This is a genomic window from Cellvibrio zantedeschiae (assembly GCF_014652535.1).
Lineage (GTDB): Bacteria > Pseudomonadota > Gammaproteobacteria > Pseudomonadales > Cellvibrionaceae > Cellvibrio > Cellvibrio zantedeschiae.
Map to the genome: position 1 here is coordinate 197,208 of NZ_BMYZ01000004.1, position 15,392 is coordinate 212,599.

A 15,392-nucleotide genomic window follows, 5' to 3' on the forward strand; every position below is an offset into this window, starting at 1 on the left:
TCGGGACTTCATTGTCTCCCTCATTAATAGTCTTAGATTAAATTCCGCTCAAATCGCCGCCGCTCTGGGGCATCTTGCCTGCGTAAGTAACGGAAAAACCTATGCATTCACACTTAAAAAATGGCTTAACCGATTTCATTCTTTCTTTTGGTTGCGCAATCAAATCGGGATAGTAGTACACTAGTTGTAGGCAGAATCGGGTTAATCCCCATCTGCAGGGTATCCGGGTGAGACCAGGTGAGAGTGGGATTATTGGGTGGCCTTACAAGGACTCGTCGAAGTTGTTTCGTCTTAAATAGGACAATATTTAGTCGATACCAGGTATCGACAATTGCCGATCCGGCTTGGCCCGGAGCAATAATAACGAGTCATTGGGAGTCGTATATGAACTCAACAACTGTTTTGCGCAGTGCTATTTTTTCGGTGTGTTCCCTGTTTGGCATACAGGCGATTGCCTGTGAAACGCAGCCTAACCAGCCCGCCATTTATAAAAATCCGGATTGTAGTTTTGAGGCGCGCGCCGATGATTTGTTGGCGCGCATGACCTTGGAAGAAAAAATCAGCCAAATGATGAATGCAGCGCCCGCCATCCCGCGCCTGCAAATACCTGCCTATGAGTGGTGGAATGAGGCGTTGCACGGTGTTGCGCGTGCAGGGGCCGCTACCGTATTTCCGCAAGCTATAGGTTTGGCTGCAAGCTTTGATACCCATTTGATGGGCGATGTGGCAAGCGTAATTAGCGATGAGGCACGCGCAAAACATCATGACTTTATCAGCCGGGATTCTCGCTTACGTTATCAGGGGCTTACTTTTTGGTCTCCCAATGTAAATATTTTCCGCGACCCGCGTTGGGGCCGTGGCCAGGAGACTTACGGTGAAGATCCATTTTTAACGGCTGCTATGGGTGTGGAATTTGTAAAAGGTCTGCAGCAAACCGATGGCAAATATCGCAAGCTTGACGCTACTGCAAAACATTTCGCCGTGCACTCGGGGCCAGAGGCAAATCGCCACGAATTTAATGCCAAGCCGAGCGAACGCGATTTGTATGAAACTTATTTACCCGCGTTTCGCGCGTTGGTTCAAGATGCCAATGTGAAATCTGTAATGGGTGCGTATAACCGTGTTAATGGCGAATCTGCATCAGCAAGCCAGCGTTTGCTGCAAGATATTTTGCGCAAAGACTGGGGCTTTAAAGGTTACGTAGTTTCAGATTGCGATTCGGTTGAAGACATCTATTTGTTCCATAAAATTGTTCCAACGGCTGCTGAAGCTGCTGCACTTGCCGTTAAAACCGGTGACGACTTGAATTGCGGAAAAACCTACGCGGCGCTGAAAGAAGCGGTTGATAAAAAATTAATCACCGAGCAAGAAATTGATGTGTCGCTCAAGCGTTTGTTATTAACGCGTTTTGAATTGGGCATGTTTGATGACGCCAAAAAAGTAATCTGGGCGCGCATTCCTTATTCCGTTAACCAGGACAGTTCTCACGATCAATTAGCGCGTCGTGCTGCGCAGAAATCTATCGTCTTGTTAAAAAACAATGGCATTTTGCCTCTATCAAGTAAGCAAAAAAATATTGCTGTTATTGGTCCAACTTCTGACGAAATTATGTCATTGCTCGGCAACTATTACGGCACGCCTGCGGCACCTGTCACTATATTGCAAGGTGTTCGTGCGGCTGCGCCAGCGGGTACACAAGTTAACTATGCTCGCGGTGTAGATTTAGTGGAGGGCCGTGATGACCCGCGTGCCGCACCTATTATTGAGCCCAGCTATTTGCGCCCCGATGCAAACTCTAAAGAGCAGGGCTTAAAAGGCGAATATTTCCGCGGCCGCGATTTTGCAGGAAAGCCGATATTCACACGCATTGATTCACGCATTTCGTTTCGTTGGGATCGTGGATCTCCCACTGACGATGCAGTGGCGCGCGGGGAAATTAAAACTGCCGATGCCGTTCCAGCAGATAATTTCTCAGTGCGCTGGACAGGACAATTAACTGCACCCACCTCAGGCGCTTATGAAATCAGCGTGGCAGCAAATGATGGAATGCGTTTATACATCAATGGCGCTTTGGTCATTGACTCTTGGGATTTATCTGCGCGCTTACAAAGCAAATCCGCAAAAATAGATTTGCAAGCCGGAAAATCCTATGCAATAAAACTGGAATATTTTGAAGATATTCGCGATGCAGAAGTGCGCTTGTCCTGGCGCTTACCTAATTCAAAACCCGGCGTTGAAGAAGCCTTGGATCTGGCGAAAGCAGCAGACGTTATTGTGTTTGTCGGCGGCTTAACAGGTGATGTTGAAGGTGAAGAAATGACGGTGAATTATCCGGGCTTTGCTGGTGGTGATCGTACTGATATTCATTTGCCACAAGTCCAACAGCGTTTGCTGGAGTCTTTGAAAGCAACCGGAAAACCTGTTGTAGTAGTTTTAACAACGGGCTCAGCACTGGCGGTGGATTGGGCCAAGAAAAATGCTGATGCAATTTTAGTAGCCTGGTATTCCGGTCAGCGCGGTGGTAATGCGGTGGCAGATGTCTTGTGGGGTACAGAAAATCCAGCAGGGCGTTTACCCATTACTTTCTATAAAGGTGATGAAAAACTACCAGCCTTTGATGATTATTCCATGCACAACAGAACCTACCGCTATTTTACGGGCGAAGCACTTTATCCATTTGGCCACGGCTTATCCTATTCGGAATTTAAATATTCCAATTTAAAACTGAATAAAAAAGCGGTGCGCAAACAGGATGAGATTCAGGTAGCGGTGGATATCACCAACACCAGCAATCGCGATGGAGATGAAGTGGTGCAGCTCTATGCGCAACCCGTTGCAGTCAAAAAAGAGCAGGCTATAAAAAACTTGCGCGGTTTTGTGCGTGTACATTTAAAAGCAGGCGAAACACAAACTGTGCATTTCACGCTTAAGCCGAATAAAGCACTAATTCGTTACGATCTCGCATCAAAACAATATGTGGTTGATAAAGGTAAGTATCAATTGCAGGTGGGTGCATCCAGTTCGGATGTGCGCTTGCATGATGTGATTAGCGTGAAATAATTTTAGTGTGAATAAGAGTTGAAAAATAATGCGCTGATTACTTGTGGTCAGCGCATTATTTTTTTCTAATTCAGTTTGTCCCTAAACATAAAAAATACTGCACCCAACAAGCATAATCCCGCCCAAAGATAATCGAGCTTTAGTGGTTCTTTTAAATAAAAAATGGCAAAGGGAACAAAAACGCCAATTGTAATAACTTCCTGCAAAATTTTTAATTGCCCAACATTCATTACGGTGTGACCTATACGGTTAGCCGGCACCTGTAACAAATATTCAAATAACGCTATGCCCCAACTTACCAGTGCAGCAATAATCCAGGGCTTATTGTTGAGTTCTTTTAAGTGCGCATACCACGCAAAAGTCATAAAAATATTGCTGCAGATTAATAACAGAATTGTGATGATGGTAGGGTTCATAAATAGCTCTGTTAAGATTGGTTTTTGTCGGGTGCTTCTAGCAAATCCTGCTTCTTGCCAACAAAATACGAGGAAATAATACTGCATAGCCAAGCGGCAATAAGAATACCCTTGGCAATGTTTAGCTGATCTTGATGGGTTGCGATACTTTGAAAAATTTCCTGGTAAAGTTTTAAATAAAGTGCATCCAAATTTGAGGGGTCTACAATTAATATTCCCTCTTCGGCATCGCGCAGCATTCTTGCGTAAACAGGCGCAATAGAGTTGTATAGGGTCGAGCACAAATACCAAAGCGCTACTAAAGTGGGCGCTATAAATATGGCGGCACGCTTATATTGCTTTAGCCATAAAAGACCTACGCCGGGAAAGACCAATGCAGAGTAGAGTGCAGCTTTGGTTGCTTTTTTCATGGCCATAATAATGTCCGTTTATTCTGCGACAAGTTGTTCAAGCCGATAGAAACCTTCGCCATTTTCACCTAAGGTATCGGCCAGATAGGGTAATGCTTCTTCCATTGCTTTCCATAAAGTCCAGGGTGGATTAATTACAAATAAACCGCTGGAATTCATGCCGTATTCGGGGCTGTCGGGTGCAATGCCTAATTCGAACAGTTGAATATTTTTAATACCGCTTTTCACCAAAGCTTTTTGCATGTCATCAATACGTTGGCGCAAAACCACGGGATACCAGATAACAAAAGTTCCGGTAGAAAAGCGTTTATGTGCATTTATAACCTGTTTAATCACATCGTAATATTCATTTTTTAATTCGTAGGATGGATCAATAAAGATCAAGCCACGCCTGTCGGGCGGAGGTAACAATCCCTGCATGCCTGCAAGCCCATCATCGTCAATAATCTTGACTTGCTTGTCGCCTCCAATTGCCTCCGTTAATAGGCGCCAATCAGTGCTATGCAACTCATGTAAGAACAAATTGTCTTTAGGCCGTAAGGCAGATTGCATAAACAAAGGCGAACCAGGGTAGTACTCGAGTTGGTCGCCTTGATTAAAGGCTTTGATAAAGGTTACATAGTCTTTCAAGGCGGGAGGTAAATCGTCGCGCATCCAAAGCTTGCCAATGCCGCTATCAAACTCACGATTCTTGATGGGTTGATTGCCGCTGAATTTATAAGCGCCCGCCCCGGCATGAGTATCGATAATCCGCAAAGGTTTTTCTTTTTGCACCATGTAATTAAGTGTGTGTAGTAACAGACTGTGTTTAAGTACATCGGCAAAATTGCCTGCATGAAATGCGTGACGGTAACTGAGCATGTGCGATTTTTCCTAAGGCCTGGGCCTGAATCCTGGGTGCTGATTAAGTAGCCCTAAAATGGTTGGGCAGATTATAACGGAAATTGACAATAATCCCTTGAGTGTTTCTCATGCTAGGGTAAAGTGCTGAAGGTTAGTGTTAGTCGCTCCAAGTCATAGGGATTTACCATTGATTGCTGCAATGATTCGATTATTTCCTCAATTGCTTTTGCGCTTTTTTCTTGCGCCAGGCTTTGTTATTTTCTGTTTGCCAGTGTTAGCGGCACCTTCACCTCAAATTCATATTGACGGCGGTTCTGGCGAGTTGCGGGACAATATTCGCCAGTATCTGACTATCGCGGAAGAATCCTGTGCTGCTCCGGATTGGCGACTTAAATCCTTGTTGCTGGAAGGTGAGGATGAAATAAAAAAAGCGGCTCAAGCGCTGGGCTACTATCAACTCACTTTTTCTACCGATCTCAAACAGACCAATGATTGCTGGCAACTGGATATTCAATTAACGCCGGGTGAACAAGTAAAAATTACCGAGTTCACGTTGAATATTCGCGATGACGGTGCGCAGGGCGACGTATTTAAAGAACTCTACGATAAGCCTGATATGCGTATTGGCGACAGCTTGCACCACGGCCGCTATGAAAACTTTAAAAACCGGATCACGACACTGGCAACCAGTCATGGATATTTTGATGGTCATTTTGATGTGGCTCGCGTCACAGTTAACGCCGCTGAAAATACTGCCTATGTAGAATTAATTTACAGCACGGGTACGCGCTATCGCATTGGCGAAATACACATAACGCACAATATTTTAAGCAAGGATTTTTTGGAAGGCTTTTTAAATGTTCATGAAGGTGAGTATTACGACACTGATAAATTATTGGAGTTAAAAAGTTATTACAATTCCAGTAATTATTTTTCCGTGGCAACAGCATCGCCAGATCTGCAAAACCTTCACGACCATAAGGTTGATATCAATATTCAGTTAGAGGAACGCAAACGTTTTGCTTATTCCATAGGTGCGGGTTTAAGTACGGACACGGGGCCGCGTGTTTTATTGGGGTTTGAAAACCGTTATGTCAACAAGGCGGGGCATAGCCTAAAAGCTGATTTAAGTGCATCTAACATAAAAAACACGGCACAGGTTGCCTATACAATTCCACTCGCTAATCCCTCTTACGAATTTTTAAAAGTTTACGCGGGTTACGATAAAGAAGTGACCGATGATACCTACAGTAATAAAAATACCTATGGCGTTAGTTATACCAATTATGAGCGTAACAAGTGGCTTCATACTTACGCTGTGAATGTAGAGAATGAAGATTTCGTGTTAGCAGGTAAAGAAAAATATACACATCTGCTAATCCCATCGGTCACTTTTTCGCGCACGCAGACGGATGCCACTCCATATCCGTTACAAGGTTGGAGTCTGCTGGCACGTCTCTCCGGTTCACCTAAATCCTTTGGTTCTTACGTGAGTTATGAACAGCTCTATTTGCGTGGAAAATATATTCATGAATTTGGCGGCGGTCGATTTTTATTGCGTAGTGAAATAGGCGCTACCAAAGTAAATGACTTTGATGAGTTGCCAACATCCGTACGCTTTTTTGCAGGGGGCGGAACCAGCGTGCGTGGTTATGATTACAAATCGCTAGGGCGAAAAGTTGATGCTATAGATAATAAAACCGGTTTGGAGAAAAGAGACGAAAAAACTGGCGAGATAATTCAGGAGGTTATCGGCGGTAAAAATGTGTTGGTCACTAGCGTTGAGTATGACTACCGCGTTCGCCCCAATTGGGCTGTTGCCGCGTTTTATGATGTCGGTAATGCATCAGACGATTTTAATTTTGATTTAAAACATGGTGCTGGCTTGGGGTTGCGTTGGATTTCACCTATAGGCCCAGTGCGAATTGATGTGGCGCGTGCGCTGGATGATAACAAAGCGTGGAATTTGCACATTAGCATGGGGCCGGATTTATAATCATGAAGCTACCACGTCTTAATTCATTCTCGCGCCTTAAAAAGTATCTCATCGGATTTATTTTATTCCTGAGTATTTTAATTGCATTGTTAAGTAGCCTTATGTCTACCGAAGTGGGTAGTCATTGGGTGGTGCGAAAAATTGCCAACAGTCTCGAGCTTAAATTAGGCGATCTGCACGGAAATTTATTGTCTGGATTGGATGTATCCAGCTTTAGTTATCAGCGAGATGGTGTTTCAGTTCAAGGAGAAAAATTGTCCTTTCGTTGGCAGCCGAGCGGGCTGTTATACACATCGATAAATGTTGGTTCCCTGTCTGCAGAAAAAATTCGTATTAAATTGCCGCCCTCAAAAAATGAACCGGAGCCGGAGAATTATCAATGGCCAAGTTTGGCGCAACCTGTTCGCATTAAATTAACAAAAATTAATTTGCACGATATACAAATTCAACAGGGCGAAACCCTAATTCCCATAGCATCAGTGACTGGTAGTTTAGGCTTGGGTTCGTTTCATTTGCGTGCGCAAGATTTTTCTATTGCCAACAAGCAGGGGCAGATTAACCTTAATGGTGCTATGGGGTTGCGCTATCCCTACGGCCTGGATTTGAACGCGGACTGGCAGCTAAAAGATAAATCTATATCGGCCGAAACATTGGTCGGTAGGGTTAAATTAGGCGGCGATATTAAAACGCTGAAATTGGAACAAGCTTTATCGCAACCGCTTGTTATGAAATTAACGGCAAATATTTCGCCAGCGCTACATCAACCGAAGTTCTCGCCTACTGCTGATATAAATCTAGTGTGGTCCGAACAAAAATTGCCGGCTGGATGGGCAGATTATATTAATTTTAAAGTTAATACTGACCCACAATCTACATCAACGCCTAAACAAAACCTAAATGGCACAACGCAAGGTCAGGTTAAAATTGCAGGCTGGTTGAATGCATTTAAATTGAACAGCCAGATTCAAGCGGCGACTGATGCTAACCGTCTTGTATTGGTGGGAAGTGCGCAAGGAGGTTTTAACGAGAAGGATAAAGTCGTTAGCGCTAATATAGAAAAACTTAGTTTGCTCGCGCAAACCAATTTGGATTCAGATGGTTCCAGAGATGGATCAGTGAATAGCAATTCAATTGTGCTCAATGGCAATATCCGTGGTTTTAAATCATGGCAGTGGAATTTAAATGTGCAAAGCGAGCATTTCAATCTTAATCATATTATTGAAAATTGGCCGAGCGACTTGCAAGCTTCAATGAATGTTAGCGGAGCTTATGATCCCCAGCAAAAAAACAATCTATCCAATGGTTTAAATCTCGCGCTGAAAAAAATAAATGTGCAAGGTGATTTGCGCGGGCTCGCTGTTTCTGCCCGCGGCCAGGTTGATTTTGATGGAACCCATTGGAGTTCGTCCGACGCTAATCTTGCGATTGGTGCGAATCAAATTTTGTTAAAAGGTAAAACCGGTGATGAGCTGGCGGTAGAGTGGAAAATTGATGCGCCTTTGTTGGCACAAATCGATCCTGGTATACGCGGCAGTATTGTTTCCAGTGGGACCATTACAGGTGATAAAGCTAATCCGCGGATTCACATAAAAGGTCAGGTTAATCAATTTTCATGGCGCGATTATGCCGTGCAAAATTTGTCGCTTGGTTTGAATCCCAAAGCGGATATGCAGAATTATGATTTGGTGTTAGATGCCTCGCATGTACAACTACAGGCGCAACATATTGCGCGTATTAATGTGAAAGGTCAGGGTTCACTCGCGCAACATAGCATTCAAGGCCGGCTTGAAAGCCCGGATTTAGGTAATGCGGATTTAACAGTAAACAGCAGTTGGGAAAACGAAATATGGCGTGGCAAGTTACAAGCCTTTACGCTAAATATTAAAAAAATGCCGCCCTGGAGTTTATCGTCAGCGGCCCAAATAGAAATCAATACGCAAGCCAATAAAAAATCGGCAGACTTAGGCAAGCTCTGCATGACCACCACCAAAATCAGTGGACAAGATCAGCCTATGCTATGCGTTGCTGGGCAATGGAATCCAGCAGCAGGTTTGAAAGTTGAAAGCGAATTAACGGCGGTTCCTGTCAGTCAATTCCAGGCCTGGTTTAAGCCGGAAGCTATATTAAGTGGCTCGCTGGATGGTCAACTTAAATTGCAAACACCACCCGCCAAACCCATGGTTATGGATGCGCATTTGCGCACGCGCGATGCAAAGCTTATATATCAATTTCAAGGCGGCAAGGTGGAAACCTATCCACTGCAAAAAGGCACTATTGATGCATCGATTAAAAACGATCAATTAAGCGCGAGTATGCAAATGGATTGGGCGCGTTACGGGCAAATTAATGCCGATACCAAATATTCGCTCAAAGATAAAAAAATCCAGGGAAAATTTTCTGCCGCATTAAATGATTTGGCGCCGCTGGAAAGTTTGTTACCTTTTTTAAATGATGTTCAAGGCTCGGCCTCAGCCAACATTACTATTGCAGGTACTTCAGACAAGCCAGAAGTTTTTGGCAATATTGCGTTAAATAATGGCAGCGCCAACTTACCCAAGTTGGGTTTAATTTTACGCGATGCGTCTTTGCAAGTAAGCGCGCAGCGCGCGGGCCCGGTACATGTGGAAGGGCAAATAACCTCGGGTGACGGTACTCTCATGCTGCGCGGTGATTTGCAAAACCCGGGTACGCCACAATGGTCGTGGCAAAGCAATATTTATGGAGCCAATATTCGTTTTATTGAGCAGCCGCAAATGACCGCCACCCTTAGCCCTAACTTAAAATTGTCAGCAAATGCCGATGCAATTAATTTAACCGGCAGCACGGAAATTCCCTGGGCGCGAGCCGCGCTAAAAACCTTGCCATCGTCGGCGACGCGTGTGAGCAGTGATGTCGTGGTGATTGAGAATGAGCAGCAGCTTGCAACAGCAGGCGCAAAAAAATCTATTCCCTTTTTTACCAACATCATTCTCTATTTTGGTGATGATGTGCGCTTTAAAGGTTTCGGATTGGATACGCAATTGCTTGGCAAAGTGAATGTGTTGAAAGAAGAAAATCGCCAAACTTTTGTGACAGGTTTTGTAGCGGTAGGTAAGGGTAATTACAAAGCATACGGGCAAGATTTGGTTATCGAACGTGGTCGTTTGATTTTCCAGGGGCCTTACGATAATCCTGGGTTGGATATTCGCGCTACAAGACTATTGGATGAAGGCATGGCCGGGTTGGAAATTGGCGGCACTTTGCAACATCCAAAAAGTAGTGTCTTCGCGATTCCCGCCGCAACCGATAGCCAAGCCATGGCAATGCTGTTAACCGGAAAAAAATTATCTGAATCTTCGCAGGCAGATGCCTATTCTTTAATTGGCGCCATCAGCAGTTTGGGAATGGATAATGGCGAAGGAATGACTTCAGATATAGCGCACTTTTTCCATATCGATGAAATTACCGTTAAAGCAGATAAAGGCCTGGATCAAAGCGCCTTGTGGATGGGTAAATACGTGACCCCAAAATTATTTATTCGCTACATTGTCGGCTTATTTGACCAAACGTTTTCGCTTGGCGTACGTTATCAATTGAGCGAAAAATTACGGCTTGAAGCTGAGTCAGGCAAAAATCAAAGCGTGGACGTAATTTATAAAATTGAGCGTTAGCATTTTGTTTAAAACTTCCACCCCATTTGCAAACCGCCTGCTTTCATATCTGCACTTTCTGAATAGGCGATATCCATAACAAATCTTCGCCATTGAAAACCTAAACCGGCGGAGGCTGCATTTTCGCGTAAACCGGTTTGGTCCTGGCGGTAGCCAACGCGCAATGCGAGGGTGTTAAAGAGGCGATATTCCGCTCCCAGGCTTAGATCCTGGCTGGGCGCTTCATTGGCCATGGGTGTTGATTCTTGTAAATCGTAATCCACACCCACGCTGAAGTTTTCAGTTACATAACCCACGCCCATGCGCGAACGCGGACGCAGTTTTACAGTAAGGTCAGGGCGTTCTAATCCGGTAATGGGATCAGCGTCTTGATGGGTCGTAAAATCTTTTTTGATGAGATCTTTCACGGCGATGCCGACTCTGTAATGTTCGGCAATAATTGCCGCTATACCTATATCCGCATTAAGGGTGATGTGGGTGCTCTTGGTATCAGAAAATTGATTGATGGTATCGTCAATGCTGGTGCTTGATGTGTTGAAATTCGCATCGTCACGGTAGGCATCCACGCGCATCAGTTTTGGTGTTACACCAAAAGAGATCGGTTGACCCCAAAAGGTAAATTCTTTCGCCGTTGCCATTCCCCATTCGCTAATTGCTAATGCGCTGACGTCGGCCGAGGAGTTGAGCGTTTGGGTTGGATCTTTCAGGGTGCCGTTGGCGTTCACAAGGTTGGGATATTGTGCAGCGACTGTTTGTGGATTTGCACCTGCCGCCAGATCAGTCATTGCGGCAATGTAATCGTCCAGAAGCGCCAGATCAGTATCTGTAACCTTGGACGTACCTGCACCTATAACCCGTGCTCCTATGTAAAACGCGCCGCCTTCATGATCGCTGGGTTCGCTAACCGACAAGCCAAAAAAGCCATTGATAGAAACATCTTTATTGGCGATTTCATCCAATACTTTGCGCAAATCACTGGCACCGGCGGCAACTGCTCCTGCACTCGCTGCTGTCCGTAGGTTGTTATAAGTGTTTACAGCGTTGCTTAGCTTGGAGTCCAGCTCTTCGTCCACCGCATCAATAGCGGAATCCACAGTATCAGTGGCTTGTACCACTATGGTTGGAAAATAGGTACGGCCGTCGCGGGTTTTGTCTTCGTCGCCCTTGTGAAAAGCGAGTAACGCAGGGTTGTAATATTGCCCTTGGGCCGTGTTGCCAACGGCCAGTGTTGTTCCGCCCATGGCGAGTGCGCGGGCGTCAAAAATGCCGTAATCAACTGCCAATGCGTGTTGGGCCAAACTGCTGGCCAGAATTGCGCTGGCTAAGGCTTTGCCGGTGAACGGGATCATGTTGATTTTGCGCATAGGGGTTCCACAGGGTTGATGGCTGCGTAGGCTTATGGCCTCAGCTTAAACCATCACTGCGGGCTTGGCAGGTTGTGGGGGCGGTCATGCGTTGGAAAGGAGAAACTGTTGGCAATTTTACTGGTTCCCATGCACCTGCTACGGTAGAGTGCGAGTGTGGCAAAGCCCTTCTTTGCTGTGGTTTAAGTGACCCTCATAAGTGGTTCTCATAAGAATAGGTTTCTGGTGTTGTTGAGATTTTTAATCCCTATATTTAAACGACCTTTGCGCCTGGTTTTGTGCGCGCTGGTATTTTGCTGCGTTGATGTCGCGCAAGCGGCGACGGTCAAAACCCTGAGGATTTGGCGAGCAGAAGATTACACTCGTGTGGTGCTGGATTTGGACGCCCCCGTGCGTTACAACCTGGTTTTGGCTAGCAACCCCACGCGCATTATTTTGGATGTCACTGGCAGCGAATTAAAAGCCCCTTTGACCAAGCTCCCGCTCGCGGGCACGCCTATTGAGATTGTGCGCAGCTCAGTGGTGAATGATGCGGACTTGCGTTTGGTTTTTGATTTAAAACGTAAAGTATCGCCAAAAAGTTTTGTATTGAAAAAGACGGAAGGCAATGATGATCGCCTCGTGCTCGATTTGTTTGATGCAGCACCCGCGTCATCGACAGCTACGGTAGCGCCGAATAGCGAGCCGGTTAATATTGAATCCGTTATGGAAAGCGATATTCCCGCAACGCAAAAATCTGGTGATACGTCTGTTGCAACTGAAGCTAAAAGCGGCCGCCCTATTTTGATAGCGGTAGACGCGGGGCACGGTGGTGCCGATTCGGGCGCTTTGGGCCCCAAGAATATGCGCGAGAAAGATGTCACCCTGGCGATTGCCAAAGAGTTGGTGCGCGTCATTAATGCACAGCCAGGTTACAGCGCGCGCTTAACCCGCAACGGCGATTATTTTGTGGAATTACAAAAGCGCCGCGATCTTGCGCGCGATATGAAAGCCGATTTATTTATATCAATACACGCAGATTCCTTTACTGATTCGAGCGCTTACGGCGCCTCTGTATTTGCCCTGTCTCGTAAAGGAGCCACCAGTGAAATGGCACGCTTCCTTGCGCAGCGCGAAAATGATTCGGATTTGATTGGGCGTGTGGGTGGTGTGAGTTTGGAAGATAAAGATCCGCAACTTGCGGGTGTGTTGGTAGATTTATCCATGACATCAACGGTGAATTCCAGTTTGCAAGTGGGCAGCAATGTGTTGAATTCAATATCTACGATTGCGCCCTTGCATGCAAAACACGTTGAGCAAGCAGGTTTTGTTGTTTTGAAATCACCCGATGTGCCCTCTATTTTGGTGGAGACAGGTTTTATTTCCAACGCGGCTGAAGCTAAAAAATTAGCGTCTGACGATTATCGCGAGAAAATGGCGCAAGCTGTATTTAAAGGTGTTCGCCAATATTTTGCGCAACATCCACCGGCTAGCTCGTCATCATCCGCTACTGTGGTGGCAGAACGTGCCCCGGTTGAAAAAAATTCCGCTGCAAAAAATGCTGTAGAAAAATCAAGTAAGAAAAAGATTATTGTAGAACCGCACCCTTCGCTCGAGCGTAAGCATGTGGTTATCAGTGGTGATACCCTTACCGACATTGCGGTGCAATATAAAGTGAGCGCCGCAAAAATTCGCAAAGCCAATAACATGAAAAATGATGTGGTAAAACTTGGCCAAACCTTAAAAATTCCAGCTCAGTAATTAGCGCAACAAATTGAACAGTATGAAACGAATTAAATTACTCAGCCCTCGCCTTGCAAACCAAATCGCCGCTGGTGAGGTGGTTGAGCGTCCATCGTCGGTGATTAAAGAATTGCTGGAAAATGCATTGGATGCTGGTGCAACACGTTTGGAAATTGATGTTGAAGATGGCGGCATAAAATTAATGCGCGTGCGCGATAACGGCGGCGGTATTGATAAAGATGATTTGCCCTTGGCGCTCAGTCGTCACGCCACCAGTAAAATTTATGAACTTGATGACCTTGAAGCTGTTGCGACTTTAGGTTTTCGCGGCGAAGCTTTGGCTTCCATCAGTTCCGTTGCGCGCTTGGCATTATTGAGCAGCACCAATGACGACAGCGCTGGTTGGCAGGTAGTGGCCGAAGGCCGCGATATGGAAACTGAAGTCTCGCCGGCGCCGCATCCACGCGGTACAACAGTTGAAGTGCGCGATTTATTTTTTAACACGCCCGCGCGCCGTAAATTTTTGCGCACTGAAAAAACCGAATACACGCATTTGGAAGATGTAGTAAAACGTTTGGCCTTGTCGCGTTTCGACGTCGCTTTTAATTTGCGCCACAACGGACGTGCGATTTATTCATGGCGTGCAGGCGATTCGCAATTGGAGCAAGAACGTCGCGTTGCACAAGTTTGCGGTCCGGCGTTTATGGAAAACGCTGTGCATATTGATATGGAGCGCAATGGCTTTCGTTTGTGGGGTTGGGTTGCCTTGCCGACTTTTTCGCGCAGCCAGGCGGACTTGCAACACTTTTACGTAAATGGTCGTTGTATTCGCGACAAGCTTGTAAGCCACGCAGTGCGCCAGGCTTATCAGGATGTTTTATATCACGGTCGCCATCCTGCGTTTGTGTTGTATCTGGAGCTTGATCCCTCAACTGTGGATGTGAATGTGCATCCCACCAAACACGAAGTGCGCTTCCGCGATAACCGCAGTGTGCACGATTTTATTTATTCGAGTTTGCATCGCGCGCTTGCGAATGTAACACCTGAAAGTTCTCTTGCTAAAAATTCACCAGAATCAGGCGATGATTTTTTACAAGCGTCAGCTGCGCCACAGGGAATTGCGGCGGGTGAGTTCCGTGGGCAGGAGACACTCGGGTTGCGAGCAACACCTGCGCAGCCGTTTACCGGCTCATCGTCCTATTCATTTGCACCGCAGAATTTTTCACGTCCATCGGGTGTGAATGAACAATTAAAAACTTACGGCGAATTGCATCAAGCTACACCGTCGTTTTCATCGCCAGCTACGCTACCAGCCTCTTCATTTCCAAGCAGCGGCGATGAAAGTATTCCACCGCTCGGCTATGCCATTGCACAATTAAAAGGTATTTATATTCTTGCGGAAAATGCGCAGGGTTTAATTTTGGTGGATATGCATGCTGCACATGAACGTATTACCTACGAGCGCATGAAAGAATCTTTTGCTTGTGGTGGAATTCAAACGCAACCTTTGTTAGTTCCTGAGTCAATTGCCATTAGCCAAAAAGAAGCAGATTGCGCCGAGCAGTTTTACGAGATTTTTAAAAACCTTGGCTTTGAATTGCAGCGTGCCGGGCCAGAGACTTTATTGATTCGCCAAGTTCCGGTGGTTTTAAATCGCGCAAAAGTAGAGCAGCTTGTGCGCGATGTGTTGTCAGATTTAATTGAGCATGGCACTAGCGAACGCATTCAACATCACATCAACGAAATTCTGGGCACTATGGCCTGCCATGCCTCCGTTCGTGCGAATCGCAAATTAACGATTCCTGAAATGAATGCACTGCTGCGTGATATGGAAGCCACCGAGCGCAGCGGCCAATGCAATCACGGTCGCCCAACCTGGTTACTGCAGTCGCTGGATGATCTCGACAAAATGTTTATGCGCGGGCAGTAGT

At 45.8% G+C, this 15,392-nt stretch carries 9 protein-coding genes; 5 read left to right on the forward strand and 4 right to left on the reverse strand.

Going from position 1 to position 15,392, the window contains the following annotated elements; all coding sequences use genetic code 11:
* Positions 1-384 precede the first annotated feature (384 nt).
* Positions 385-3,060: a glycoside hydrolase family 3 protein gene (locus IE104_RS17575; RefSeq protein WP_189420958.1), complete on the forward strand. Its 2,676-nt coding sequence runs from the start codon at positions 385-387 to the stop codon at positions 3,058-3,060.
* A 65-nt stretch (positions 3,061-3,125) separates the two neighbouring features.
* On the opposite strand, the gene IE104_RS17580 is transcribed toward IE104_RS17575, so the two are convergent.
* From IE104_RS17580 to IE104_RS17590, 3 genes are read right to left on the reverse strand one after another with little or no spacing between them, the layout of a single operon-like run.
* On the reverse strand, positions 3,126-3,476 hold the full coding sequence (locus IE104_RS17580; RefSeq protein WP_189420959.1) for a DMT family protein: 351 nt from the start codon (positions 3,474-3,476) through the stop codon (positions 3,126-3,128).
* 11 nt (positions 3,477-3,487) lie between these two features.
* Entirely contained in the window at positions 3,488-3,892 is a 405-nt protein-coding gene (locus tag IE104_RS17585; protein ID WP_189420961.1) for a hypothetical protein, read from the reverse strand.
* A gap of 12 nt (positions 3,893-3,904) precedes the next feature.
* Positions 3,905-4,747 (reverse strand): 23S rRNA (adenine(2030)-N(6))-methyltransferase RlmJ, encoded by an 843-nt coding sequence (locus IE104_RS17590; protein ID WP_189420963.1) that lies wholly within the window; start codon positions 4,745-4,747, stop codon positions 3,905-3,907.
* Between the two features lie 181 nt (positions 4,748-4,928).
* On the opposite strand from IE104_RS17590, the gene IE104_RS17595 reads away from it, so the two are divergent.
* Complete coding sequence (locus tag IE104_RS17595) at positions 4,929-6,725, forward strand: autotransporter assembly complex protein TamA (protein ID WP_189420965.1); 1,797 nt, start codon at positions 4,929-4,931, stop codon at positions 6,723-6,725.
* A gap of 2 nt (positions 6,726-6,727) precedes the next feature.
* Entirely contained in the window at positions 6,728-10,375 is a 3,648-nt protein-coding gene (locus IE104_RS17600) for a translocation/assembly module TamB domain-containing protein (protein ID WP_189420972.1), read from the forward strand.
* Positions 10,376-10,383: 8 nt separating this feature from the next.
* Here IE104_RS17600 and traF read toward each other — a convergent pair whose 3' ends face one another.
* Entirely contained in the window at positions 10,384-11,739 is a 1,356-nt protein-coding gene (gene traF, locus IE104_RS17605; RefSeq protein WP_189420973.1) for a conjugal transfer protein TraF, read from the reverse strand.
* Positions 11,740-11,964: 225 nt separating this feature from the next.
* Between traF and IE104_RS17610 the strand changes: the two genes are divergently transcribed.
* On the forward strand, positions 11,965-13,479 hold the full coding sequence (locus IE104_RS17610) for an N-acetylmuramoyl-L-alanine amidase (protein WP_373298531.1): 1,515 nt from the start codon (positions 11,965-11,967) through the stop codon (positions 13,477-13,479).
* Positions 13,480-13,501: 22 nt separating this feature from the next.
* Positions 13,502-15,391 carry a DNA mismatch repair endonuclease MutL gene (gene mutL, locus IE104_RS17615; protein WP_189420974.1) on the forward strand — a complete coding sequence of 630 codons (1,890 nt, stop codon included), beginning with the start codon at positions 13,502-13,504 and terminating at the stop codon, positions 15,389-15,391.
* Position 15,392: the final 1 nt, after the last annotated feature.